This is a genomic window from Chitinophaga agri (assembly GCF_010093065.1).
GTDB lineage: Bacteria > Bacteroidota > Bacteroidia > Chitinophagales > Chitinophagaceae > Chitinophaga > Chitinophaga agri.
The window spans coordinates 2,605,307-2,628,744 of sequence record NZ_CP048113.1 but is presented as its reverse complement, the minus strand read 5'-3'; the positions used below and the strand labels follow the sequence as shown (position 1 = coordinate 2,628,744).

24 protein-coding genes are annotated in these 23,438 nt (G+C 41.1%); 10 read left to right on the top strand and 14 right to left on the bottom strand.

Annotation, left to right across the window (positions count from 1 at the left end; translation table 11 throughout):
* Positions 1–95 precede the first annotated feature (95 nt).
* Complete coding sequence (locus tag GWR21_RS10180) at positions 96–2,657, bottom strand: ATP-binding protein (protein ID WP_162331635.1); 2,562 nt, start codon at positions 2,655–2,657, stop codon at positions 96–98.
* Between the two features lie 224 nt (positions 2,658–2,881).
* On the opposite strand from GWR21_RS10180, the gene GWR21_RS10175 reads away from it, so the two are divergent.
* The 3 genes from GWR21_RS10175 to GWR21_RS10165 all read left to right on the top strand — a co-directional run bounded on the left by GWR21_RS10175 (position 2,882) and on the right by GWR21_RS10165 (position 5,369).
* The gene (locus GWR21_RS10175) at positions 2,882–3,481 is read left to right on the top strand and encodes a Crp/Fnr family transcriptional regulator (RefSeq protein ID WP_202929076.1); all 600 of its coding nucleotides are present in this window, start codon (positions 2,882–2,884) and stop codon (positions 3,479–3,481) included.
* Positions 3,482–3,555: 74 nt separating this feature from the next.
* On the top strand, positions 3,556–4,440 hold the full coding sequence (locus GWR21_RS10170; protein WP_162331634.1) for an NmrA family NAD(P)-binding protein: 885 nt from the start codon (positions 3,556–3,558) through the stop codon (positions 4,438–4,440).
* A 23-nt stretch (positions 4,441–4,463) separates the two neighbouring features.
* Positions 4,464–5,369: an alpha/beta fold hydrolase gene (locus GWR21_RS10165; protein ID WP_162331633.1), complete on the top strand. Its 906-nt coding sequence runs from the start codon at positions 4,464–4,466 to the stop codon at positions 5,367–5,369.
* Here the strand turns inward: GWR21_RS10165 and GWR21_RS10160 are convergent.
* Both GWR21_RS10160 and GWR21_RS10155 read right to left on the bottom strand, forming a co-directional pair.
* Complete coding sequence (locus tag GWR21_RS10160) at positions 5,366–5,890, bottom strand: DUF2004 domain-containing protein (protein ID WP_162331632.1); 525 nt, start codon at positions 5,888–5,890, stop codon at positions 5,366–5,368. The genes GWR21_RS10165 and GWR21_RS10160 overlap by 4 nt on opposite strands.
* 168 nt (positions 5,891–6,058) lie before the next feature.
* A complete protein-coding gene (locus tag GWR21_RS10155; RefSeq protein WP_162331631.1) occupies positions 6,059–6,667 on the bottom strand; it encodes a DinB family protein in 609 nt (202 codons plus the stop codon).
* Between the two features lie 375 nt (positions 6,668–7,042).
* On the opposite strand from GWR21_RS10155, the gene GWR21_RS10150 reads away from it, so the two are divergent.
* On the top strand, positions 7,043–7,372 hold the full coding sequence (locus GWR21_RS10150) for a nucleotide pyrophosphohydrolase (RefSeq protein WP_162331630.1): 330 nt from the start codon (positions 7,043–7,045) through the stop codon (positions 7,370–7,372).
* A 34-nt stretch (positions 7,373–7,406) separates the two neighbouring features.
* The gene (locus GWR21_RS10145; protein WP_162331629.1) at positions 7,407–9,287 is read left to right on the top strand and encodes a DUF2075 domain-containing protein; all 1,881 of its coding nucleotides are present in this window, start codon (positions 7,407–7,409) and stop codon (positions 9,285–9,287) included.
* Between the two features lie 576 nt (positions 9,288–9,863).
* Here GWR21_RS10145 and GWR21_RS10140 read toward each other — a convergent pair.
* From GWR21_RS10140 to GWR21_RS10105, 8 genes are all read right to left on the bottom strand, one after another.
* The gene (locus GWR21_RS10140; protein ID WP_162331628.1) at positions 9,864–10,826 is read right to left on the bottom strand and encodes a hypothetical protein; all 963 of its coding nucleotides are present in this window, start codon (positions 10,824–10,826) and stop codon (positions 9,864–9,866) included.
* 464 nt (positions 10,827–11,290) lie between these two features.
* Entirely contained in the window at positions 11,291–11,626 is a 336-nt protein-coding gene (locus tag GWR21_RS10135; RefSeq protein ID WP_162331627.1) for a transposase, read from the bottom strand.
* Positions 11,595–11,828, bottom strand: a complete 234-nt coding sequence (locus GWR21_RS10130; RefSeq protein WP_162331626.1) for an IS3 family transposase — start codon at positions 11,826–11,828, stop codon at positions 11,595–11,597. Before GWR21_RS10130 ends, GWR21_RS10135 begins: the two co-directional genes overlap by 32 nt.
* Before the next feature lie 115 nt (positions 11,829–11,943).
* A complete protein-coding gene (tnpC, locus tag GWR21_RS10125; protein ID WP_162331625.1) occupies positions 11,944–13,434 on the bottom strand; it encodes an IS66 family transposase in 1,491 nt (496 codons plus the stop codon).
* Positions 13,435–13,483: 49 nt separating this feature from the next.
* Positions 13,484–13,840 carry an IS66 family insertion sequence element accessory protein TnpB gene (gene tnpB, locus GWR21_RS10120; protein WP_162331624.1) on the bottom strand — a complete coding sequence of 119 codons (357 nt, stop codon included), beginning with the start codon at positions 13,838–13,840 and terminating at the stop codon, positions 13,484–13,486.
* Positions 13,841–14,173: an IS66 family insertion sequence element accessory protein TnpA gene (tnpA, locus tag GWR21_RS10115; RefSeq protein WP_162331623.1), complete on the bottom strand. Its 333-nt coding sequence runs from the start codon at positions 14,171–14,173 to the stop codon at positions 13,841–13,843.
* A 330-nt stretch (positions 14,174–14,503) separates the two neighbouring features.
* A complete protein-coding gene (locus GWR21_RS10110; RefSeq protein ID WP_162331622.1) occupies positions 14,504–17,044 on the bottom strand; it encodes a DEAD/DEAH box helicase in 2,541 nt (846 codons plus the stop codon).
* Between the two features lie 1,128 nt (positions 17,045–18,172).
* Positions 18,173–18,715, bottom strand: a complete 543-nt coding sequence (locus GWR21_RS10105; RefSeq protein ID WP_162331621.1) for a hypothetical protein — start codon at positions 18,713–18,715, stop codon at positions 18,173–18,175.
* Positions 18,716–18,881: 166 nt separating this feature from the next.
* On the opposite strand from GWR21_RS10105, the gene GWR21_RS10100 reads away from it, so the two are divergent.
* On the top strand, positions 18,882–19,346 hold the full coding sequence (locus GWR21_RS10100; RefSeq protein WP_162331620.1) for a hypothetical protein: 465 nt from the start codon (positions 18,882–18,884) through the stop codon (positions 19,344–19,346).
* The gene (locus GWR21_RS10095) at positions 19,346–19,891 is read left to right on the top strand and encodes a hypothetical protein (RefSeq protein ID WP_162331619.1); all 546 of its coding nucleotides are present in this window, start codon (positions 19,346–19,348) and stop codon (positions 19,889–19,891) included. The genes GWR21_RS10100 and GWR21_RS10095 overlap by 1 nt, the downstream gene beginning before the upstream one ends.
* Positions 19,892–20,018: 127 nt before the next feature.
* Here the strand turns inward: GWR21_RS10095 and GWR21_RS10090 are convergent, their stop codons facing one another.
* The 3 genes from GWR21_RS10090 to GWR21_RS10080 all read right to left on the bottom strand — a co-directional run bounded on the left by GWR21_RS10090 (position 20,019) and on the right by GWR21_RS10080 (position 21,801).
* A complete protein-coding gene (locus GWR21_RS10090; RefSeq protein WP_162331618.1) occupies positions 20,019–20,354 on the bottom strand; it encodes a hypothetical protein in 336 nt (111 codons plus the stop codon).
* Positions 20,355–20,770: 416 nt separating this feature from the next.
* Positions 20,771–21,511: an IS21-like element helper ATPase IstB gene (istB, locus tag GWR21_RS10085; protein ID WP_162331617.1), complete on the bottom strand. Its 741-nt coding sequence runs from the start codon at positions 21,509–21,511 to the stop codon at positions 20,771–20,773.
* A 20-nt stretch (positions 21,512–21,531) separates the two neighbouring features.
* Positions 21,532–21,801 carry a hypothetical protein gene (locus GWR21_RS10080; protein ID WP_162331616.1) on the bottom strand — a complete coding sequence of 90 codons (270 nt, stop codon included), beginning with the start codon at positions 21,799–21,801 and terminating at the stop codon, positions 21,532–21,534.
* Positions 21,802–21,845: 44 nt separating this feature from the next.
* Here GWR21_RS10080 and tnpA (GWR21_RS10075) point away from each other — a divergent pair, with 44 nt between their 5' ends.
* Genes tnpA (GWR21_RS10075) through GWR21_RS10065 form a run of 3 tightly spaced genes read left to right on the top strand, consistent with a single transcriptional unit; the run spans position 21,846 to position 23,319 of the window.
* Positions 21,846–22,178, top strand: a complete 333-nt coding sequence (gene tnpA / locus GWR21_RS10075) for an IS66 family insertion sequence element accessory protein TnpA (protein ID WP_162331615.1) — start codon at positions 21,846–21,848, stop codon at positions 22,176–22,178.
* Positions 22,179–22,535 (top strand): IS66 family insertion sequence element accessory protein TnpB, encoded by a 357-nt coding sequence (tnpB, locus tag GWR21_RS10070; protein WP_262888488.1) that lies wholly within the window; start codon positions 22,179–22,181, stop codon positions 22,533–22,535. It abuts the gene before it with no gap.
* 49 nt (positions 22,536–22,584) lie between these two features.
* Positions 22,585–23,319, top strand: a complete 735-nt coding sequence (locus GWR21_RS10065; RefSeq protein WP_162331613.1) for an IS66 family transposase — start codon at positions 22,585–22,587, stop codon at positions 23,317–23,319.
* Positions 23,320–23,438: the final 119 nt, after the last annotated feature.

Sequence of the window (23,438 nt, the reverse complement as noted above, 5' to 3'; positions counted from 1 at the left end):
GATATGCTGTGGTAAATTGCTGAAAGCATTGTCAGCTCAAAGGTAAATACACAACACGGCAGCTGCATCTTTCTGAGATGCAGCTGTCGTTTCCGTTACCCGATGGGTAGATAAATTTTGAATGTGGCGCCTTGATTATCCGCAGTGACTACTTCAATAAAGCCATTGTGATTTTCAACGACTTTTTTAACTATGGATAGCCCAATACCTGTACCTGGATATTCACTTTTACCATGGAGTCGCGAGAACAACTTAAAAATCACGTCGGCGTATTTCATATCAAAGCCGATACCGTTGTCGGCAACCGAAAGGCATATGTATTGCTTATCGTTTACAGAAGTCTCAGCTGCAGTTATCGTGATACGAGGCACAGCATCCGGTTTCCTGTATTTAATAGCATTACTTATCAGGTTTTGAAATAGTTGCTGCAGCTGGCGTTTATGCCCTTGTATTTTGGGAAGCTGATGCGTCCGGAGAACTGCACCGCTTTCTGCAATGTCTAGCTCCAGGTCTTCCAGTACCTGACTTAACAAGACGTCTATATCAACCATTTCGCGTTCCATAGGTTGGTGACCCAGATGCGAATACACTAACAGATCGTTTACCAGCGCGTCCATGCGAAGGCTTGCGCTTTCTACCTTACTAAGGAGATACGCTTCTTCATCGGCCAATCTGGATTCAAGTCTTTCTTTTAAGCGGTTTGCAAAGAATCTTATTTTACGAATTGGTTCTTTCAGATCATGAGACGCTGCATGTGCAAATTCTTCAAGATTAGTATTTGTACGGGACAGTTCACTGTTGATTTGCCGGAGGGCGGCATTGGCTGCTGAAAGTTCATTAGTTCTTGCAGCTACCTGCAGTTGCAGTTTGCTTTCATTTTCCCGTAGTTGTTGTTCTGTCAGTTTGGTAGTCGTAATGTCACTAAAGAGGATGGCAATAGTGTTTTCCCCTGAAGTGCCAATGGCAAAAGCAAATGTAGAATACCATTTATTGGTGAAGGCGTTGTACTCTTCAAAGCGAACGGGCTCCCCTGTTTTTAAGACACGGTGATATGTCTCAAACCATACATTTTCAGTATTGGGGGTTAGTTCATGGCCGTATTTGCCGACAGCATCCTTAAGGCCGGTATGTCGTTCAAAAGATCTGTTAACCTCAAGGTATTTGAAATCGACCGGTTTTCCTGCATCATCGTAAATTAATTCAATGATGATATAGCCTTCGTCAATTGAGTCAAAAAGGGTATAGTATTTTTGTTCAGAAGCCTCCAGTGCAGCCTGTGCCCGGGCTGTTTCGAGAGCTGCCCACGTTCTTTGGGCAGTTTCTTCTATCAGTGCAATTTCACTTTTATTGAAGTGATATGCATTTTTATAATGCAGAAACAGGATACCGAAAAGTTTACCATCTTTTGTCAGTGGTACATTCACAGTTGCGCCTAATTCCAGTACGGCGTGCGCCTCTTTTTCCCTTTCACTTAAAGAGGGATCATTGGCGATATCACTTCTTACGACTGTCAGTCCTTTTTTCAATGTATCGAGTAGGGCAGGACCGTAATCATCATAAAAGTAAATACCTTCAATACCCTGAATACCATTGGTGTAGTTACGTGTTACCCGCACCCGTTGGCCATCACCATAATCCTCTGCGTAACCTACCCGGTGTGCTCCAAAATATCTTCCAAGTGTACATGCAGCCTCATATTGTATCTGCTGTATATCTGTCAGGCCTCTTAATGCTTCGTCTAACTGAAGACGAAACGCGATCAGGTGTTCATTTTTCTTTCTTTCTGATATATTCAGGATGTATGCGATACCCTCAGATCTGGAATCTTTATAAAAGGTGCCTGCCAATAGTACATCCACTTTGCTGCCATCTTTACAAAAGAATTGCTTTTCGAATGGTGCAAAATATCCATGTTTTTCCAGTTCATCCAATCCTTTTTGTGTGATATTCGTCCATTCGGGGGGCGTCATATTAGACCAGCTGATATGACCGTTCTCCAGATCTTGCCGGCTATATCCGGTCATATCCAGGAATGCATCATTTGCCTCTGTTATCTCACCATCCAGGCGCCATGTAATAAATCCGATAATATTGGAATTGAAAAGCTGCCGAAAACGTGACTCACTCCATTCAAGCGCCTGTCGTTGCTGTACTTTTTCCAATGTTTCTGTGCAGACAACAAGTACCCCTTCAATTGTATTATCCTGATTTATAACAGGGCTCATACTGTAGGTCCAGTAGATATCCTCAATTCTTCCGTTCCTGCTCATTGGAACAGGTACGTCTTCAAACCAGTTAGCCCTGCCTGTACTCATTACATCCACTATCTGTGGCCCTACCAGTGGCCAGATCTCTGCAAACACATTTTCTGCCATGCCGCCAAGTGCACCCGGATGTTTGCCTTCACCTTCCCTGCCCAGAGACGGTTTATAAGAATCATTATAAAAACAGATATGTTTTTCACCCCAGAAAAGAAACATGGGAAAACGGGAATTAAGCATGATTCCCAACGTGGTCCGAAGACATGGCGGCCAGTTTGCAATCGGCCCCAGCTGAGTGGCCGACCAGTCTAATTCATTGATCCGTCGTTGCATTTCGCTACCAGCCTCCAGAAAAACTGGTATGGAGGAATGATTGTCGGAGACGGGTGATGTCATAAGATGCATTTTGAAGCAATGAATATAGTATAAGTTCTACTAAGTCAGTTATCACCGATCAAAAGATCCTATATTTTCCTACTGTACAACCATTGGGAACACCTTGATTGTAAAGTGTATGGATGTAATACGAAAGTCAGATTATCCCAGAGTACGCTACATATGGGTATGCGTTACCGGAAAAGTCTTCACTAAATTTTATATTTACCAAACGGGATAATTACATGGAAATTTGCCCGGTAAGTAAATCCGTATTCAATAAGATGCAGGAACTAAGCGCCTATATTAAATCAAAGGTTACAATAGACGATATCGATCTTGAACAGATCATGAGCCGCTTTTATGTTAAGTCCGTTAACAGGGGAGACCTTTTATTGAAGCGGGGGCAGATTGCAAATGAGTACTATTTCCTGCATAGCGGTGCTTTAAGGTTTTTCTTTGCGGACAATCACGAACTGACGGCATGGATCGTTCAGCCCAATGAATTTTTCACGGAGATATCCAGTTTACATCCCGGGTTGCCCACGCGATTCAATATCGAAGCAGTGGCATCTGCTGAATTATATTGTATCACTAAACAGGATATGGATAGACTATATCAGGAGTTGCCTATATGGCAGGAATTCGGGCGCAAGACCTGGGAAGCTATGGCAGTCAGAATGATAAATGAAATTATACGTTTTCAGACAATGACTGTGGAAGAGCGGTACCTGGAATTTCTCGAAAAGCCTGGTTTTATGCAGCTCATTTCTGTCAGACAGCTTGCCTCTTATCTGGGCATAACACCGAATGCCCTAAGTAGGATACGTAAAAATCTGCGTTAAGATGATTATCTACCATTTGGTAGTTTTCTGCATGTTGATGGTTCATAGTTTTGAGTTCAAATTATGAACTCATTATGGATAAGGTTATTTTAGTTGCCGGAGCCACCGGCGACCTGGGTAGTAAGGTATGCATTGAATTGAAAAGGAGAGGCGCCGTTGTCAGGGCGATAGTACGGCCTGAAAGTAAAAGCGCTAAGATTTCCCGTTTACGGGACATGGGTGTGGAAATTATTCAAACGGAGCTGTCTGACATCAGCGGACTCGTTGCTGCGTGTGAAGGAGTATCCTGCGTTGTATCTGCTTTAGCAGGGTTGCACGATGTCATTGTTACCGCACAATCCCACTTACTACAGGCTGCTATAAAAGCAGGAGTGCCCCGCTTCATTCCCTCAGACTTCTGCACCGACTATACGAAACTTCAGCCAGGCGATAACAGGAACTTTGATCTTCGAAAAACCTTTCAGTCAATTATCGACCAAAGCGACATACGCGCTACGTCCATTTTTAACGGGGCATTCACTCATGTGTTAAAATATGATATCCCGCTGCTCAATACAAAAGAACACAGGATCGAATATTTCACAGGTAAATTGGACTGGCGAATTGATTTTACTACAGTAGATGATACCGCCGCATATACTGCAGCTGCTGCTTTGGACGACTCCACACCACGCTATTTACGGATTGCGGGAACGCAAATCAGTCCGTTAGAACTGGCAGACGTTGCAAAGCAGTTGTTCGGGAGCAGCTTCGACCTCAGGGAGCGGGGAACATTGGAAGCGTTTTCCTCTTATATCAGCCAAATTCGCAAGGAGCAGCCTGAAGGGGAACATGCATTATACCCGGTGTGGCAACAGATGCAATATCTATATAGCATGTTTGCTGCTCAACATACTGAAATTGACAATAACCGTTACCCTGGCATTGCCTGGCAGTCAATAGCCACCGCTTTGAATTAACTCCCCATTGCAAAACAATTTATATGAAAGAAATATATGAAGATGACCAACTGATCAAACAGTGGGATGGCTTCACCAATCATATGGCAGCTGTCAACGGAACAGAACTGCACTACGTTGACGGAGGACAGGGCCCCGTATTGATCTGTCTTCCGGGATGGCCGCAAACATGGTATTCTTATCACAGGGTAGCGCCGGATTTAGCCAGATACTTCCGGGTTATCGTGGTAGACATCCGTGGTATGGGTAGTTCAGCTACGCCATTAACAGGCTATGACAAGAAGACAATGGCCGCAGATATCTACGAATTAATTCTTCAGCTTGAGCTGGGACCAGTCAACGTGATCGGACATGATATAGGAGGTATGGTGGCATGCAGTCTTGCTTTCAATTTCCCACAAGTAGTATCACGTTTGCTGCTGGCAGACGGTCTGCATCCAAACGAGGGCATGATGCAAATGCCGCTGATGCCTGCACAGGGAACCTTCGGGGATAAGATCGACAACCAACGTCCATATACGTGGTGGATGGGTTTTAACCAGGTGAAAGAGCTTCCGGAGAAACTACTGGCCGGAAGATATCGCTACCTGCTGGACTGGTTGTTTCATTACGTGATGACAGACGATTCCAAAATGTCTGATTTTGAGAGAGAAGTTTATGCTGCTGTATATGACTCACCTGAGCGAATACGCGCGTCTAATGCCTGGTATCAGACGTTTAATGAAGATATTGAGCATGCAAAGGCTTACCGGCAACTAAAAATGCCGGTATTGGGTATCGCCAGCAATGTCTCATATGGTTATTATCAGTACTCATTACCCTTGATAGCAGAAAATTATAAGTTGGTGCATCTCCCGTTAACCGGCCATTACATTTTCGAGGAAAATCCACAGGAAGTTAGTGAGATCATACTGGCATACTGCAGCTAGCTCTCCCAGTCTACCTGCTGTGGCACGCCCCTGTGATCCGTTATCACGACCAGTACCTGATTGCAGGGGCTTCCATCAAGATCGAAGGTATAATCGAAAATTGCGAAATAGTCATCACTATCCGGATATAATCCGATGCGTTTGAGTTGTAGTTTCTGCAGCAGGTACACGGATCTGTCATCAAAGCCATTGCGCTCATACTGTGCCTTTTTCGCCGGGTCGTCTTCCATGTTCAATAAGTCTGCGTCCTCCAGCTCCTCCAGCATATCTGTGATGTAAGGATGCGTTTCGCCAGCTCTCTCAAAGAAGTCCTGGTAGATGTATTTGTTTGTTTGCTCTCTATAAAGCGCCAGGTTCTCCAGAAATGTATGGGTCGTGTTGGCCAACGTCTGATCTATAGCTTGCTCAATAAAATTCATGTCAATACTGACCGGCTTTTCCAGCAATGTAATGTCCAGTGAATAGTATTCCTCTAGATCAGATATGTTAATATCGCCGAAATAAGGGAAGTTGTATAGCATAATTTCAGGGATGTAGATGGAGGAGTAATAGCCGGTAGAAACTAAGGGCTAAGAGTTTTTGAAATGCATAAAGAAAGCCTGTAAGTGTTGACTTACAGGTTTTCTTATGCAGCATGGAGGTAAGCTTTATACAGAGTGTAAGCGGTTTTTTATACGAAGTAAAAGGAACTAGTTTTTAGGGAAGCCCGCATCGGCCTTCACTTCTCTTATTTGTTGCGTATGCCTGGCGTTGTGGGCAGCGATGAACAATATCATCTGATAGGAATCCAGGCTTCCAAAAGGCATGGTGAGCACATGGTTGCGCAGGTCATCAGCGGTTGACTTAACATAAGCGGTAAGCTTTCCGCGACTGTTTTTTAAGCTTTCCAGTGCTTCATTCATAGACTTGAAAGATGAGTTTTCAGGTTTGAGGTTGTCGGATGTTTTCCGTTTCTGTAAGCGGTCTTCTACGCCTTTGACAAGCTGCTCATCTGTCATCTTTATTTCGGAACGCTTCTCAGGATTAGCGGGTTGCCTGATACCGGCATCTGTCGCTTGCCACAACATCTCTTCAGTAGTGGCAATATGGATCACACATTCCTCAACACTCCACCGGTCGGGTGAAGGTTTATATTTCAATTGTGCCTCACTAAGTCCTTTCACTTCCCCCAACAGGTCATTCTCGGTGCTTTTCAATAAATCAATAGCGGCTTTCCGTTCCTTTTTGGTAAGGGGGCTATTGGGTGCTATAAAGGCAAATGTTGCCAGGATGACTGCAAGAAAAACTGTCTGTTTCATACTTGAAGGGTTGTTGATGAATATTAAGACAAAGTTAAAGCCTGCGCCGGATTTTCTGGCGGGGCAGAAGAGACAGAAAGAGGGGTGATCCGGCCAAATAATGGATCTGGTCTTGGCGATATGGCATTGCCGATACTTCATAGGCGGCGTCTACATTATTGGTAAAGGTGGTCGAGTGGGAGTCACTGCAATAGTTAAGGCTATCAATGACACCAGACTGCTGGCTGAAGAGAACCCGGCCACGATCTCCATAAAGACCTACTAAACTCATGAGACAAGACTGTTAATATTAAATTGATCATTTTATGTAGTTTTCTTTGTTGTGTGTACCTGATTTCTATTTTTTACCTACTTTCATGATATTTTGAATTGCATATGGAAAATTGGAAGGACTTACAAAAAGCTTTAGTTCAGTTTAGAAATGAGCGCGATTGGGAGCAATTTCATAACCCTAAGGATTTAGCCCTCGCCTTGTCTGTTGAAGCTGCTGAGCTTAACGAACTGTTTCTGTGGAAAAAAGCAGAAGATGCTGATAAAGAAAAGATACAGGAAGAACTTGCGGACGTATTTGCTTACGCGATTCTACTGGCAGAGCGGTACGGTTTAAATATCAACCAGATCGTACTGGATAAAATCAGGAAGAATGCTGAGAAGTATCCTATAGATAAAGCCCGGGGCTCAGCAAAAAAATATGATGAACTCTAACCTCTGAGTTTCTTACAAAGTTTAACCTCTAATTATGATTGTATATCAGGCAACTAAGGCGTCCTTTTCAGAAGACGTGCTAAATGACTGTATAGAAGCCAAAATATTAAATTTTTTCAAACAAAACCTAAATCGTACAACTGGAACTCAGGAAGTACTTTCCTGGCGAAACTCCATGCAATATATGGACAAGGTTTTGAATGATGCAGATATCCCGGAAACTTGTGGTATTTCGATAGAGTTTCAGATTCCACAAACCTCAAATAGAATTGACTTTATACTCACAGGCAAAGGGGATAATAATAAGGACTATGTTGTGCTTGTCGAATTGAAGCAGTGGTCTACGGCTACATTGTCATTAAAGGACGCAGTAATAAATTCCTTTGTAGGTGGTCGTATCAGAGAATGTACACATCCATCCTACCAGGCATGGACGTATGCAAGCTTACTTGCAAATTTTAATGAGACGGTTGAGAAGGACGATATACAGCTAAAATCCTGTGCATATCTACATAATTACGTGGCAGACGACGTTATCTTACATCCTCATTATCAGGATCATATTGACAAGGCGCCACTGTTTTTAAAAGGGGAAGCTCAGAAACTTAGAAATTTCATTAAGCAACATATAAAGTATGGTGATGATCGTAAGATCATGTATAGAATTGACCAGGGGAGAGTAAGGCCGTCAAAAATGCTCGCTGATAGTATGGTGGCAATGCTTAACGGCAACCGGGAATTCATTATGATTGATGATCAGAAGATAATCTACGAAACGGTATTGCAGCTGTCGGCACAGGCAAATATTAATCAAAAGGAAGTATTAATTGTCAAAGGTGGTCCTGGAACCGGGAAATCAGTTGTTGCAATTAATTTGTTAGTGGAGCTAACAAGCCGTGGATTATTAACGAAATATGTATCTAAAAATGCGGCGCCTAGGGCCGTATATGAGCAAAAACTGACGGGCTCACTTCGAAAGAGTGTAATCTCGAATTTATTTGGTGGTTCCGGAGCATATATTACCTCGAAGGCTAATCAGTATGACACACTTATTGTAGATGAAGCACACCGGTTAAATGAAAAATCTGGATTATATGGGAATGAGGGTGTCAATCAGGTTAAAGAGATTATCCATGCCTCTCAATTCACCGTGTTTTTCATGGATGAAGACCAGCGAATCCATTTGAAGGACATTGGATCCGTAGAGGAAATATATAGGTGGGCAAAACTTGCGGGCGCGAATGTTCAGGAAATGGAATTGAAGTCACAATTTCGCTGTGGAGGTGCGGATGGATACATTGCCTGGCTGGACAATGTTTTACAAGTTCGTCAAACAGCTAATGATTCCTTAGAAGGTATTAATTATGACTTCAGGGTATTTGACTCGCCGGTAGCGCTTAAACATGCCATTGTAGAGAAAAACCAGATTAATAATAAAGCTCGTATCGTCGCTGGTTATTGCTGGGATTGGAAGAGTAAGAATGACCCGACCGTCAACGACGTGGTTATACCAGCATTCGATTTTGGGATGAAATGGAATTTGAAGGTAGATGGAAGTCTCTGGATAATCAGTCCGGATTCAGTGAATGAAATTGGCTGTATTCATACTTGCCAGGGACTGGAGGTGGACTATATCGGGGTAATTATCGGGGATGATTTTATAGTAAGAAATGGGCGGGTTATTACGAATCCACATAAGCGTTCTAAGAATGATTCCTCGGTTCGTGGATATAAGAAGATGCTTGAGCAGGATCCGGTTGAGGGAGCAAAGCTCTTGGATAAGATCATTAAAAATACTTATCGGACTTTAATGACCAGGGGAATGAAGGGTTGTTATGTTTATTGTACGGACAGGGAAACTTTGGCCTACTTTAGTTCAAGGCTGGGTGGAGACTTTCATGACATAGGATTCTAGGATTTATATTAGCTGGTATAGATCGAAGAAATATTATAGAAAGAATCCGAAGGGTAGGATTTAATATGGTCAGAAATATGGTGCCTGTTTTGTTGCTGGCAATACAATGAAAAGGTTGTAGAATACAATATGATTGGAACGGGGAGAAGCATGAGGTTTCGGGTTTTGATTCTACAGAATTGATATCTTATAGATTGACGCTTAATAATATCGATGTCGCTAAAGATGATGTTGTTAAAGCCTGTAATGAATTGACGGCCAAAATACAGGGTTGGAATAAAAATATAGATAGAGAGATAGAAGCTTTTTTACTCTCTGCAAAATAATGTCAGAAATAGATGTACAGGATTCTCATATTATGGTGATAAGGTTGCTTTGTGCATGAAGCGTAACCCTGCCGCCTAGAAGACAAAACTGGCGCGGATAATCACTTTTCTTTCATTTCAATCCCTCTTCGTTTGTTCACTACAAAAAATCAACTATAAAATCGGTCAAAAAATAAGGGCCGACCCTAAAAGCCTTTTTGACTTTTTGGTCAGCCCCAGACAAGTGACAAGAACTGATCTACTTCCGTGCTTATTCAGTATCAGGTAATGGCTCACCAGTATACCCGTTAAGTACATACTGTTTCAGCTGACTGATAAATCCGGGTTTCGAGGTATATTCCATGACTTCCTGCGGACCTGCACCCGGCGTCTGTCCAAAATTATCAATTGCAAGAATGAGATCACCTCCCAATAGCTGAACAGGTATAGGTTCCTCTCCACCGGCATGGCTGGCATAGAACCATTCTGTAACGGCATTAATGTAATTGTAGAACTCAGCGATGGTGTAGGTTGGATCGGGCTGTGGGTTGGTGGTACCGGGAGGGTTCCAGTTCACAGGGTCAGGATCGATAGCCATGTCCTCTTCCCAGATCATACACCATGTGAAGGTGGCCGCCATCAATACTGCACCTGCTCCGGAGGCTGCTCTGATCCCCACTTTTACCATGGTGGAGGCGAACCATCTCCAGCCCATCGCACCAATAGCAGTACCTATTTCAGCCATTGTCATACTGCCGGCAACGCTCAGGATCTCACCTACCGGCAGCCCCAATGCTTCTCCCAGGCATTTCAGGATACTGCTGCCGCCGCCGCGCAAATTCGCTTCCGGTTCAGGAGGTCCTTCCAGGTACAAGTCATTGATAAGCTTAGCGGCAATGATCAGATGGGGATCGTTGTCGTTCGTAATACCGAGATAATACTTCAACGAGTCCAATCCATTGGCTTTCCGTAAAATTTCAACACTGGCGTTTAACAATGCCTGGTATGATGGCGTATTTTGGTAAGCCGGAGAGAAAACATCTCCCAGGGAGAGGTCTTCGGCGGCGGCAAACTCGGTGTTGAAGGCATCGGAAACTGTCTGATCAGGCAGAACAGCTTCCAGTGGAACATTAGCTTGTGTTACAGGTGCTAAAGTTACCTGGTCGGCGGTCTCTTTGTTACAGGCAAGTAAAATCATTAATAGTAACAGAATCGGGTACAATGATCTTTTCATCATAATTGGTTGAGGGGGGTGAAGGGTTATATGTATGATTAACGGTATAATATAATGCATTTTCCCAAGATTTTACCTCTTCCGGTATTATCACCTATAGTCTGCTAGTGCCCAAGAAATAGGGCCACCGTGATGGTGGAGGTTTTGCAGGAATACCAGTATCTTCCTGATCAACGGGGTGAAGGCGCAATTCATACGATGGTTATTTTTATGTATTCTCTGTAATACTTAGGATTTCTTTTTTTCAGGATATTAAAGGGTTGGATAAATAATAACCAGGCCCAGAGCAGGCTCAGACGACTATAAAAAGGAAAGAAGCCGTCTCAATAATAATTGAGGCGGTTTTTTCTTTTGTATAGCGCTATACACGTAGTCATATATGCGGAGCCTTAATTTTATCCAGTAAGAATATATGACGGGCTTAGGGAGGTGGGAACTAGTTTTTGGGCTCTTTCGGCCCTTTCTTAGGCAGTTTTCTTCCTTAGATTGTGCGCCAGAGCCAATAATCCGGCCTCAATAGTCACTTTTTCAATGCCTCGTAGCATAAAACGTTTAAAGTGATGATTGTGCTTGATATTACCAAACACAGGTTCAACATCATAACAACGCTGTTTACGTTTAGCGATTCCTCGGTTGGTCTTAAGACGCTTATCGGCCTTATTTCGTAGATAATTTAGATGATGGTTAATTGTTATAACCCGGTTGCCTTTTCCTTGATGACATTGTTCTTTTAATGGGTGGATTTGCAACAAAATAATGGACAAATCATTAAGCTGTTTGTTTGATAATTGATTTTCCAAATTCTTCGGGTGTCATATAACCCAATAGGGAGTGTATTCTTTGTCGATTATACCAGATCTCTATGAATTCAAACATTTCTCTTTCAGCCGTCTCAAAAGACTCATAAACCGTATTAAAGCCTGTTTCTGACTTGAGGATCTTAAAGAAGTTCTCACTTACGGCATTATCCCAACAATTGCCCCTACGTGTCAGTCTTGACATGTTTACACTTTTAAGCCTGCCATTTAAGGGGTGGCTGATTCTCCGTTGCCAGGCGTAATGCCTGTAATTTGTAAGTATCCGGTAGACAGCACCTATTTAATGACTTTGGAGAGCGTTACTTTTGCTTCGTGATCCAGATATGAGGTAGGAGCTCTTTGATTCTGTTGATAGGATGGTCGTTAATGACCGTTAAAACGTCCTTTAGCCAAAGGCTGGGATTAATGTTATGTAGTTTACAGGTTCCGATCAGGCTGTAGAGCATTGCAATTCGCTTTGCTGATTCATGGCTCCCGGCAAAGAGGTAATTCTTTCGGCCTATAACAGTCGCTCTTATAGATCTCTCAGCCGCGTTATTATCTGGATGTAGCTTTCCATCATACACGAAGGCACAGAGTTTATCCCAGCGTTTTATACTATAGGCAAGGGCTTTTCCTATCGGGCTTTGTGGAAGTACCTGCTTGTATTGGTCTTCCATCCAGCTTCCTAATTTCTTCAGTATAGGTAAGGATTGCTTCTGTCTTGAAGCTGCTCGTTTTTCATTGTCGTGATTTAACGCCCTGCTATCGCGTTCAATCTGATAGACGAGCTGTAACTGTTCCAATACATATTCTGCTCTTTCCCGGTCGCTGTAAATAGCGTCAGAGAAGTACCTTCTTGCATGAGCAAGACAGTGGATCAATGTTATATTATTGGTATCAACGATGCTATTATATGCAGAGTAGGCGTCTGTTTGCAGCGTACCATAAAAATCTTTCAGCATTTCTGCGGGTCCTTCCCGGCCACGCCCGGGTTGATAATCAAAGACAAGCAGCTTGTTAATACTATCCTGATAGAGCCAGTAATACCCCCGATGAGTGCTCCCTTTCTTATCCTTGTCGAGCACTGGTACCGATGTCTCATCAGCCTGCAAATAGTCAGCGTTGAGTACTTCTGTTACCAGCGCTCTGTAAATAGGAGTAATTAACGCAGCTGTCTTAGCAAAACCATCACTCAGCGTTGAGTATGGTAGCTTTATACCATCTCTTTCCAGACGTTGTTGCTGGCGATGCACGGGGAGATGATCGCAGATCTTCTCAACAACCAGTTGAGCCAGTAAGCCTGGCCCCATCATCGATTTTGTAACCGGTAATGTTGGTAAAGTTCCAACAATGATTTTTGACGACGTCTCATCCGCAGATGGGAGAAGGTACTTGTTACGGATGTAACGGACTACATAAATTTCGGCGGGTTTGTATTCCAGCACTTCAGTTTCAGTGGTGCCAATATGTTTACTACCAGCTGGTATATGGTCTGGATCTATAATTACATCTTCTCTTCGTAAGTGAGATGGTATGGTATGACTGCTATCTCTCCTCTGAGTCGCATCTTGTTTTACAACTTTCACATAAGTCACCTTCTTTGCATCTAACACGTTGCAAACAGCAGCAGATTGTTCTGTTGGAATATCGAGTGCCAGTTGATTCTTATCTGCGGGAATAAATCGCTCCTGGCGAACTCCGAAAATCATCTTCTTGAGCTGATTCAATTCATGCTGCAGCTGCTCAACCTTGTTGATGGCAGACTCATAGAGCTGTTTGTAATCATTATCTTTTGCTGACGTACTCATTGCAATTGCAATGTTATCAAATGGAAATCGATTATTTGTTAGCGCGATGTTAATGATCGGCAGATTGTCGAAAATACCTCCTGCGGTACTGGATTTTATCCATCTGAATGCCTTGCAGAATAAGCATCAATTGTGTAGAAGTAAGCGAGGGTTGTACCCCACCTGGTTTAGGAATCTCAAATGTTCCCTTCTCAAGCCGCTTGTAATAAATCGCAAATCCATCTTGCTGCCATTGAAGTAGCTTGATATGTGTAGCTCTGCGGTTAAAGAAAATATAGACATCCCCGGTTAAAGGATCCAAATGCATCTGTTGATTGACAATAGCCGCCAGTTTGTAAAAGCTACTACTTATCATGATTGGCTGAGTATACAGAAAATACCTGCATGAGGATGAGAGTGCCAGCATTTATTTACTGTTTAGTAGCTCTTTTAGCATGTCTGTGTTGACCGCCGAATGAAAAATTATCCTGTTACCTGATAAAGATACCATCTCCGCGAATGGAAGTGCAATATCTGGTATACTCGCCTTAGAAGGTGTCAGCTGAATGAAATGTTTTCGTCTGGGAACTTTTGCAGGAGTGGCAAACTGCTTCCTCCAGTTCTTGAGCATGGAGACCGTGATTCCATGATTATCACAAAACACTTGCATCTTTACGTTTGATTGGCTCCATTGCATCGCGATATTCTTCTTCTCCGATATTGTAAATGAACGTATCGTGGAATTATTGGTTGGTTGCATACAGGGCATATTTAAACAACGCAAACATAAACCCTCAGACTTACATGCCGAAGATGCTGTCTACCGGAACCTTACTGTAATTTCCCGGTTGACCACTTAGGACGCGAATCTGTTGTGAAGTAAGAGAATTTCTGCTTGTCAATTGACTGTCAATAATAGTGGTAGAAAGGGTTAAAACCTGTGAAATATTGACAAGCATAAATTAAAAATGGCCCTGTAAATCAATTGATTACAGAGCCATTACGTGCCCAGTAGCGGAGCGCTTTCGAACCAATTGTTATTAGTTATTATGGGGTTAGTACTATAAGATAGATTTTGACGGCGAATCTATTACCGGGGATTGCTGCTAAGGTGCTTGAATTTTTCAGTATATGAAACCATATTATCTGGTAGCAATTGATGATGCATTAGGAAACCTTGAATTGTATCATCATCCAATTCGTGAATACTGTATTTGTGAAATTCTAAAATATAAGATTTTATGTTACGCTTAAATTTATTGAGCATGCCCTTACGCATAATTACAACAGGATGTGTGAAATCTCCATAGTATGATAAATCTTTTGTATCGATTACCATAATATTGGTTACTTGTACTTCATCTCCATACTCTTTTTTGAACCATCCGCAATGACTATTCATTTGACCCGCTTCATGTTTTGTGATTGATTCTCTTTCAGCTTTTACTTCACTCTTGCATTCAAAAAGGATGAATTTGTCCATGACACCTCCCCATAAATTATCCGGTCCTTTTCCTATTGTCTGATCCGGTCTTTGACATACAAATCCTAGCATTTTGCCTAATTCATCTAGTGCTCGCTCGAAAACTTCTGCCGGTTGGCCAAAGGAGAAATTATCTAAAATATTCTGGACCGCTAGTGACACTTCTTCGTATGAAACATATTGTTTAAACCAGTCTTTAATTCTTTTTAGCCTCTCACCACTGATATACTCCATTTTTTTATAGGCTATTCCATTTAGAGGTTTCATGAGACTTGTATTGTTCGAAAATGCAGATTCTTGTAGTTTTGCTGAATCGGTTTTCGATACGAAGTATTTATAACGGGCCAGTTGCTGAAGGTACCAACCTCGCTCTTCTCGTTGATCGTTATCGGAGAAATTATCCACTATTTTTTGCATAATTTCACAGGCCTTATCTGGTCTTTTCATATAGAAGGCGAATTCGGCATCTCTCTCCAGTTTCAATATGTGATACAAGTTTTCTTTAGGTGGATCGGTTTTAATTTTATTCATTTCCTCTATATAGAACTCCTTCCAACCCTCGTCTCTTGAAAGACATTGTTTGATAAGGTCGTTTACAACTTTCATCATATTGTTCTCATCAAATTCTTTACTTGCCTCATCTGAAATTTCCAGTCCTATCTCGATCTGTTTACGTGTCTGGGTTGAGAATAATTTACTTGTACGAGAAGTTCTAACGAACTTTACTAAATCAGGACCAATTAGTAGAATTACGCTAAAATCCTTTTCACCTCTAACACTTCTTCCCAACCCCTGTTCTATTTTTTGTGCAACCTTTATATTAATCAATTCGCTATTCACCCGGCACATTTCCTCATATCTATCCAGTAACGAAGTCGAGATAGGCAATGAGTCAATAATTAATAGCCGACACGCGTCATCAGGGAGATCTATTCCATCATACCTATTAGCAATAACTAATGTTTCTCGAGCACTTCCACTTTTAAGCAGTTTTACGTCTTCAAAAATTGATTTTGTGGATGCTACTTTTGCTCCCAAATCTCTATAATGATCTGATTTTTGAAAGCTTGGTACCAAGGATACAAAGCCGACTTTCCTTGAATCATTTGGGGGAGCAACAGCATTAATTATTCGCGTCCTAGTAAATTCTTCGTTTATTAGGTAAGGAAGAAGTATCATTTTTTCACCTGACCATAAACTCCCTCCATTGGTTAGCGGATTTCTTATTGCGTCAACATCAAATCCCAGTCCTTTTATAAAAAAGGAATCATCCTGAGTTGTTGCTGACATTAGTATTCGTTGTTCTGCTTTATTAAAAGAGTTAAATTCATGTAATGGAACAAAATATGGAGAAATTTCAATTTGACTGCCTGTTATAAAGGCTTGACAGTCGGCGATGCGATCTCTTATGATGGGCCATACAAACTTTACCTCGTCTAATTCCTTGAATTCATTTAATATAGACAGTACTTCGTCTTTTCTTTCTATCCACGCCCAATATGGTATTGGCATAATAGAGTCATTGTCACCATCTTTTATTTCAAGCCAGCGGCCTTCACCTTGCTTATTAACATCTTCATCGAACAGAGCTGTGAATTTTTCGTATGCTTTATTAGAGCCGCGTTTTAAGGTTATAGTGAAAGAACTTTTTATTGCGTCTATGCATGCGTGTGAATCATCTAGAATTATATTTTTTATGGGAGTGTAGTTGTTCCCGATACCGAAAATACTCTTACCGTTAAATAATTTTTGGATATGAGTTATTAAAATACGTTGACCATCCAAGAATTCTGCTGGAACCCCGTCATCCCCAATAACGCAAAATGGAATCCCAAATTTTGCTGCTTCAGCACATGCCTGCTGTACGAGATAAACATTCGGGCAAACGTATAGTGCAGGACCTAACCCGTTATTTAACTTCGAGAGAAGTATTAATAGGCCTATGAGTGTTTTACCTTCTCCTGTATGAAGTTTAATAATCAGGTCTTTATCATTGACATGAGATTGATACCACGTAGATAAAATTTTCTCCTGTCCGGGTCTTAACGGTCCCGTTATGCTGCTGCGATCTAAGTTTTTATAAATTTCAATGGGATCAGTTTTCTTTTCGGGTTCTTTTTTGCCTAGTTTCTTTTTAAAATCTACCATACATCTATTTTTAAGGGGTTTAGTTTTTCGATTTCTACGAAATTTTATATGCTTATAATCTATATATCCACTTCAGACGGAACTGTTAGATCAACAGTTAATAGTTGATCTTATAGCTCCCCGAAGTCTTTATGTATATTGGACGAATTTAAGTTAGGTGAGCTAGTTGTAATTTCTTTTATGATAGCCCCATTTTTCTTTGAACTGCTACTTTCAATAAATAATTGTTGTGTTCATTTGTAAATGATCTAGAAAATAGCCTCTTTAAAGGTTCAGGTTGATAGTTAGTTATAAAGTTTTATTCGGGAATATGAAAGTTGATATAAAAACGCCGTGATTAGTTATTTAAAATCAAAATAAGACAACAGAGCAAAGATGGAAACTTAGCGATTACGAATTTAAGTATTTCGCTTTAATGGAAAAACAAACTTCTATGGGGAAAAAACCGGTTTTTCAAGTCTATTATGTTTAGTATTGAGAAATAGAAAATAAGACAGGAAATGGGGCTGAATCTCTGCTACAAGAGATGAACGATAATCGAACCTGTTATGGATTGACAATCAATTAATAAAAAATAGAGGGAAATTACATAAAATAGGGAATCCGCTACTAGAGCGGATTCCCTATTTTTCGTGCCCAGTGGCGGAGTGTTATTGAACCAACTGGTTCTGGTTATTAACAGTTTACATTTTTCCGGTGTGCGAAAAATTACGCCTTTGACCTCGATTATTGTGATACTAGGATTTTTCGGCAACTAGTATTCGCGGTTTAAAATATTGGAATATTGAATTGGAGGTAGGTGGATGAACAACAAATCCTTCTTGGGATATGGTTGTCAAATCGATGGGTTTAATCGGCAGTTCTTCCTTATTCATCAATTTCTTTATTCGCTGCGTTACCCTCTTAGTCTTATTACCAAGGCAAGCAAAACCATAAACAATCAGATAATATTTACTTTCCGTCGAAAGAAAGATTTCTGTGTTTTTAAAGCCATTATTTTTCAAATGATTCCGAACAGTGGTGATCTTTTGATCTATAGTATCAGACTGATAAACTAAGATTCCATAATAATCAATACTGTCTCCCTCGAATATCATTACCTTCCTACCTATTGTTGGTACTACAGGATTATCGGCCTTCAATCTTCATTTCAGTTACGTTTTCTCTATGCAGTTTTAGCATCTCGTAAAATTGTGATTCAAACTGTTGAATCTTATTTTGGTTGTTTTGATTCTCAATCTGCTTCTGCAACTGATCTTTGTTTTCTGCCAGCTCCAGCATAAAGAGTTCTCTTTGCTGAAGATTGGCTTTGTACTGAATGTAGAACGCGAGCCCCGTTACAATTACACCGGCTATGGTGATAAATGGGTTCATTAAACCTCCAATAGTATCACCAATTTGACCAGTTTGCAAAAAGATAAGATCTGTGCTGGCAGCAGATCGGGTAAATATAATGGGGGCGAAAAACGAGCCTATTACAAGAATTATTGCAATAATAATAAGGAGACGCACCTTCCAGTTAATAGGGTTTGTATGAAGATTTGAAGTATTTCTGGTTGTTACGCTTGTGTTTATACTACTCTCTACCTCTTTTTGCCGATAGAGTAAATAGCCGCAGATAATTAATAGTAAAATGGTTAAAAGAGAGCTTAAAATTATGTAAGTAGTCATTGGTTTGATATATGGGAATTGATAGTTCTTTGGAGGCCAATATCACAATATACATTTTTAATTTAAACGATTGCATGTGTTCGTTAAATAAAATCATTTGAGTCGGTGGTGATAAAGCGTTGGAAAAATCATTAATTTACATAGCTATAACACTAGTTACTGTACTATGAATAAAGAATTCAATAATGCTTATCAAGGATTATATGAGACATATAGCTCGTCTGTAAGCATTGACAGCCTAACCGATCATCGAAAGTATTTGGGGAGTGAAATGTTTTCCCTTGGCGGTGAGCGCATAACAGAGGCAAGCTTAATACAGGAGTTGATTGATGCGATAGACAAGTCAGTTAATGCCAGGCATCTAAGAGCAGATGCCCGGTATTTCTTGCTTGTGAATTTTCATCAACTTATCATCAGGCCAGTACTCGAAGTTTTAGGAACATCCAGAAATAACCTTTACCCAAATAAAGAGTTCAGGGGATTTATAGATGATATCAAATCGGACATTAATACAATATTGCTTAACACGGTGACGAAGTTCGGGGAGGATATTAGCGGTCACGCAATTATGGAGGCTATAAATCGTATCTGGACACAACTTCGTACAACAAGAATTGAAATCTGGGGATAATGAATGAAGATAAGAGAGAAGCCGTAAATATCGGCATTACAATTAGCTCGCAGCTAATAAGTGCTGCGTTGGCAATGATTACAGTGCTGGGGGCTTTTGCAGTTTTTATAATTGACAAAAGAGAGGTTCATTTTTGGTATTATTTTTTAGCTGGCTTGTCCTTTATTTCCTTTGTGGCAAGTATAGTTGCTGGTGGGAAGGGAATTAATAAGGCAAGGGTCGACGGCTATAGTGGAAACTGGTATATTCACACCACCAAAGATGCATTTAACTGGCAGGCTCTCTTCTGTTTAGCAGGGCTAATTTTTTTTATAACAAGCATTTTTATAGGTAAGGAGAAATCAACACATCCTGATCAGGCCATTCAGCAGTTAACAAGTCAGATTGATAGCCTTAGAACAAGACAGTATAAAACGGAAAGAACAACTATACAATTGCAGACCGAGTATTTGTCGTTAAAAGAGGCAGTTGATAGCATTAGGATTAAGAGCAAAACAACGGACACCAATTATAGCAAAAAAAGTGCTAGATCAAGTATTAACTAGTACATGTCGTGCGGCATTAAAAATATACATCCTATCATCTTAATACGTAGTATTATCTTAAAATAATAATAACGAGTTTAGCTACTTTGTAAGTCTTGATAAAAGTATTTTTTCTCTAATTATTAGGCTATACATTTTTTAGAGGTTTAAAGCTATTTTGCAGTGCTCGATTACCATCGACCTTATGTTGTTCAATGTATTCTTCGTAATAATCGAGAAAGTTTGCCTTGAATTTATGTTGGGGAATATAGGCAGTGCCAATTGACTGCTGCTCTATTATTGTCTGGCTCTTCTTAACCTCTATTAAATCTAATACCTGCTTGTTATGATTCTTTTCAGTTTGGGTCTTAGGTTTGGCATAAGTAAATACTCCTAGTCCTGGTCGTTGTCCAGGTTTCCGCCCATAATCATAAAAGTAGATTCTTTTGTCCTTTGTTCTATTTAGGTAAGATCCTATTTTCATATCGTTGTGGCTTTTGGGTTATAGGTTTACGATGATCAATGTGCGTGCCGTGGCACAGTGTTGTGGTCTTAAATGAACTGTTTCCAGGGAGAGCAGAAAGAAAGAGGTAATAAGAGGGGAAAAGGGGGGAGAAGAAATTTTCAGATATTTTTCCTGTACTCCTGTCAGGACTGACAAGTTTACATTTTTAGATCTGCCATTTAAAACGCGCCCGATTTTCGGCTGCTGAGAGTAATGTCTGTAATTTCCCGATTGAGCATTTAAGACGGGAATCTGTTGTGAGTTTCGACAATTTCTGCTTGTCATGCTGCTTGTTGTAAATTCTGGTCATGTTGACCCACTATTCTGGGATGTTGACCCACCTGCGAAGCAGGCAATAAAAGTAAGAGCTTGAGGCTGTGTAAAAATACGATGTGTTACTGATTCTCAGATGCCTTTTTTCTCCTCATAGAGTCTCCCTTTAGTTCAATACGATGTGCATTTGCTGTCATTCTGTCAAGGATTGCATCAGCTAACGTTGGATCGTTAATGTACTCATGCCATTTAGAGACCGGTAGTTGTGATGTGACGATGATGCTTTTCTTACCATAGCGATCTTCAAGTAGTTGGAGCAATGTAAGCCGGATTTCCTGTGTCATTGGCGTTAAGCCAAAGTCGTCCAGCACGATCAAGGTTTGTCGTTCCAGGTGATTGAGCAGTTTAATGTAGGATCCGTCAAGTTTAGATAAGGTGACCTTCTCAATAAGACGGTTCATGTTCAAGTAAGTTGTTTTATAACCCTGAAGGCATGCCTGATGCCCTAAGGCACATGCCAGGTGGCTTTTTCCGCAACCAGTTGCGCCTGTAATCAGTACATTCTCTCCCTGCTGTAAATAGCGGCCCTCACTTAGTAGTGCGAGCTGCTGTTTGCTTAAATTGCGTCTGGGACTACAATCTATTTGTTCAATGGTTGCTGGCAGACGCAGCTTGGCCAGTTTCAGGTAATATGCGGTCTTCTCATTAAGACGATTTTGCTCTTCTGATTGTACCAGATGGGCAATCATGTCATGACCTTCAAGTTGTTGATTCATGGGTAGGTCTAATTGAGTCTGATACGCCTGGAACATGCCCTGTAGGCGAAGTGATTGCATTTGTTGGAGTGTTTGTGCCGTGTTCATTTTTGTTTATTATTTACTGATTATTGATAGTGGTCTTTACCTCTTATATTATCATGCAGAGGTATAGATGATACTTCTGAAGCAGGAACCGATTTATCCATTCCTCTCTCAAGGATGTTTTTAATGAGCGTATAGTTTACGCGAGTGCCAGTCAATGCTCTATTGCAGGCAGCCTCTAACCTGTCTGAACCATATTTCTTCTGCAGCATCAACATTCCAAAGCAGGCTTTGTAGTTCTGCTCGATATAGATACTGTTTTGTAAGGTTCCGGTAGACAGCATCTTCGGCATGTAAGTCTGAGGGTTTATGTTTGCGTTGTTTAAATATGCGCTGTATGCAACCATCCAATAATTCCACGATACGTTCATTTACAATATCGGAGAAGAAGAATATCGCGATGCAATGGAGCCAGTCAAACGTAAAGATGCAAGTGTTTTGTGATAATCATGGAATCACGGTCTCCATGCTCAAGAACTGGAGGAAGCAGTTTGCCACTCCTGCAAAAGTTCCCAGACGAAAACATTTCATTCAGCTGACACCTTCTAAGGCGAGTATACCAGATATTGCACTTCCATTCGCGGAGGTGGTATCTTTATCAGGTAACAGGATAATTTTTCATTCGGCGGTCAATACAGACATGCTAAAAGAGCTACTAAACAGTAAATAAATGCTGGCACTCTCGTCCTCATGCAGGTATTTTCTGTATACTCGGCCAATCATGATAAGTAATAGCTTTTACAAACTGGCGGCTATTGTCAATCAACAGATGCATCTGGATCCTTTAACCGGAGATGTCTATATTTTCTTTAACCGCAGAGCTACACATATCAAGCTACTTCAATGGCAGCAAGATGGATTTGCGATTTATTACAAGCGGCTTGAGAAGGGAACATTTGAGATTCCCAAACCAGGTGGCGTACAATCCTCGCTTACTTCTACACAATTGATGCTTATTCTGCAAGGCATTCAGATGGATAAAGTCCAGTACCGCAGGCGGTATTTTCGACAATCTGCCGATCATTAACATCGCGCTAACAAATAATTGATTTACATGTGATAACATTGCAATTGCAATGAGTACGTCAGCAGAAGATAATGATTACAAACAGCTCTATGAGTCTGCCATCAACAAGGTTGAGCAGCTGCAGCATGAATTGAATCAGCTCAAGAAGATGATTTTCGGAGTTCGCCAGGAGCGATTTATTCCCGCAGATAAGAATCAACTGGCACTCGATATTCCAACAGAACAATCTGCTGCTGTTTGCAACGTGTTAGAAGCAAAGAAGGTGACTTATGTGAAAGTTGTAAAACAAGATGCGACTCAAGGGAGAGATAGCCGTCATACCATACCATCTCACTTACGAAGAGAAGATGTAATTATAGATCCGGACCATATACCAGCTGGTAGTAAACATATTGGCACCACTGAAACTGAAGTGCTGGAATACAAACCCGCTGAAATTTATGTAGTCCGTTACATCCGTAACAAGTACCTTCTCCCATCTGCGGATGAGACGTCGTCAAAAATTATTGTTGGACCTTTGCCAACATTACCAGTTGCAAAATCGATGATGGGGCCAGGCTTACTGGCTCAACTGGTTGTTGAGAAGATCTGCGATCATCTCCCCGTGCATCGCCAGCAACAACGTCTGGAAAGAGATGGTATAAAGCTACCATACTCAACGCTGAGTGATGGTTTTGCTAAGACAGCTGCGTTAATTACTCCTATTTACAGAGCGCTGGTAACAGAAGTACTCAACGCTGACTATTTGCAGGCTGATGAGACAGTGTGCCTTGAAGTAACATGAAAAGTTACATGCTGTTAGATTGATGGTGGCAGGCCCACCGTAAGGGATGACAGGCATACCTTACAAACCACCCTATGATGCTTTGGACGAAAGGAAAAGGTGTTGAGCGATAGGGGAAA

Coding starts and splice junctions, on each gene's coding strand:
- GWR21_RS10180 (WP_162331635.1), bottom strand. CDS start 2,657: ATGACATCACCCGTCTCCGACAATCATTCCTCCATACCAGTTTTTCTG.
- GWR21_RS10145 (WP_162331629.1), top strand. CDS start 7,407: ATGATTGTATATCAGGCAACTAAGGCGTCCTTTTCAGAAGACGTGCTA.
- GWR21_RS10175 (WP_202929076.1), top strand. CDS start 2,882: ATGGAAATTTGCCCGGTAAGTAAATCCGTATTCAATAAGATGCAGGAA.
- GWR21_RS10065 (WP_162331613.1), top strand. CDS start 22,585: ATGAGTACGTCAGCAGAAGATAATGATTACAAACAGCTCTATGAGTCT.
- GWR21_RS10155 (WP_162331631.1), bottom strand. CDS start 6,667: ATGAAACAGACAGTTTTTCTTGCAGTCATCCTGGCAACATTTGCCTTT.
- GWR21_RS10165 (WP_162331633.1), top strand. CDS start 4,464: ATGAAAGAAATATATGAAGATGACCAACTGATCAAACAGTGGGATGGC.
- GWR21_RS10090 (WP_162331618.1), bottom strand. CDS start 20,354: ATGAAAATAGGATCTTACCTAAATAGAACAAAGGACAAAAGAATCTAC.
- GWR21_RS10080 (WP_162331616.1), bottom strand. CDS start 21,801: ATGCCGAAGATGCTGTCTACCGGAACCTTACAAAACAGTATCTATATC.
- GWR21_RS10105 (WP_162331621.1), bottom strand. CDS start 18,715: ATGACTACTTACATAATTTTAAGCTCTCTTTTAACCATTTTACTATTA.
- tnpB (WP_162331624.1), bottom strand. CDS start 13,840: ATGCTGGCACTCTCATCCTCATGCAGGTATTTTCTGTATACTCAGCCA.
- GWR21_RS10140 (WP_162331628.1), bottom strand. CDS start 10,826: ATGAAAAGATCATTGTACCCGATTCTGTTACTATTAATGATTTTACTT.
- GWR21_RS10160 (WP_162331632.1), bottom strand. CDS start 5,890: ATGCTATACAACTTCCCTTATTTCGGCGATATTAACATATCTGATCTA.
- GWR21_RS10110 (WP_162331622.1), bottom strand. CDS start 17,044: ATGGTAGATTTTAAAAAGAAACTAGGCAAAAAAGAACCCGAAAAGAAA.
- tnpB (WP_262888488.1), top strand. CDS start 22,179: ATGCTGGCACTCTCGTCCTCATGCAGGTATTTTCTGTATACTCGGCCA.
- GWR21_RS10150 (WP_162331630.1), top strand. CDS start 7,043: ATGGAAAATTGGAAGGACTTACAAAAAGCTTTAGTTCAGTTTAGAAAT.
- istB (WP_162331617.1), bottom strand. CDS start 21,511: ATGAACACGGCACAAACACTCCAACAAATGCAATCACTTCGCCTACAG.
- GWR21_RS10170 (WP_162331634.1), top strand. CDS start 3,556: ATGGATAAGGTTATTTTAGTTGCCGGAGCCACCGGCGACCTGGGTAGT.
- GWR21_RS10100 (WP_162331620.1), top strand. CDS start 18,882: ATGAATAAAGAATTCAATAATGCTTATCAAGGATTATATGAGACATAT.
- GWR21_RS10095 (WP_162331619.1), top strand. CDS start 19,346: ATGAATGAAGATAAGAGAGAAGCCGTAAATATCGGCATTACAATTAGC.
- tnpA (WP_162331615.1), top strand. CDS start 21,846: ATGCAACCATCCAATAATTCCACGATACGTTCATTTACAATATCGGAG.
- tnpA (WP_162331623.1), bottom strand. CDS start 14,173: ATGCAACCAACCAATAATTCCACGATACGTTCATTTACAATATCGGAG.
- GWR21_RS10130 (WP_162331626.1), bottom strand. CDS start 11,828: ATGTCAAGACTGACACGTAGGGGCAATTGTTGGGATAATGCCGTAAGT.
- tnpC (WP_162331625.1), bottom strand. CDS start 13,434: ATGAGTACGTCAGCAAAAGATAATGATTACAAACAGCTCTATGAGTCT.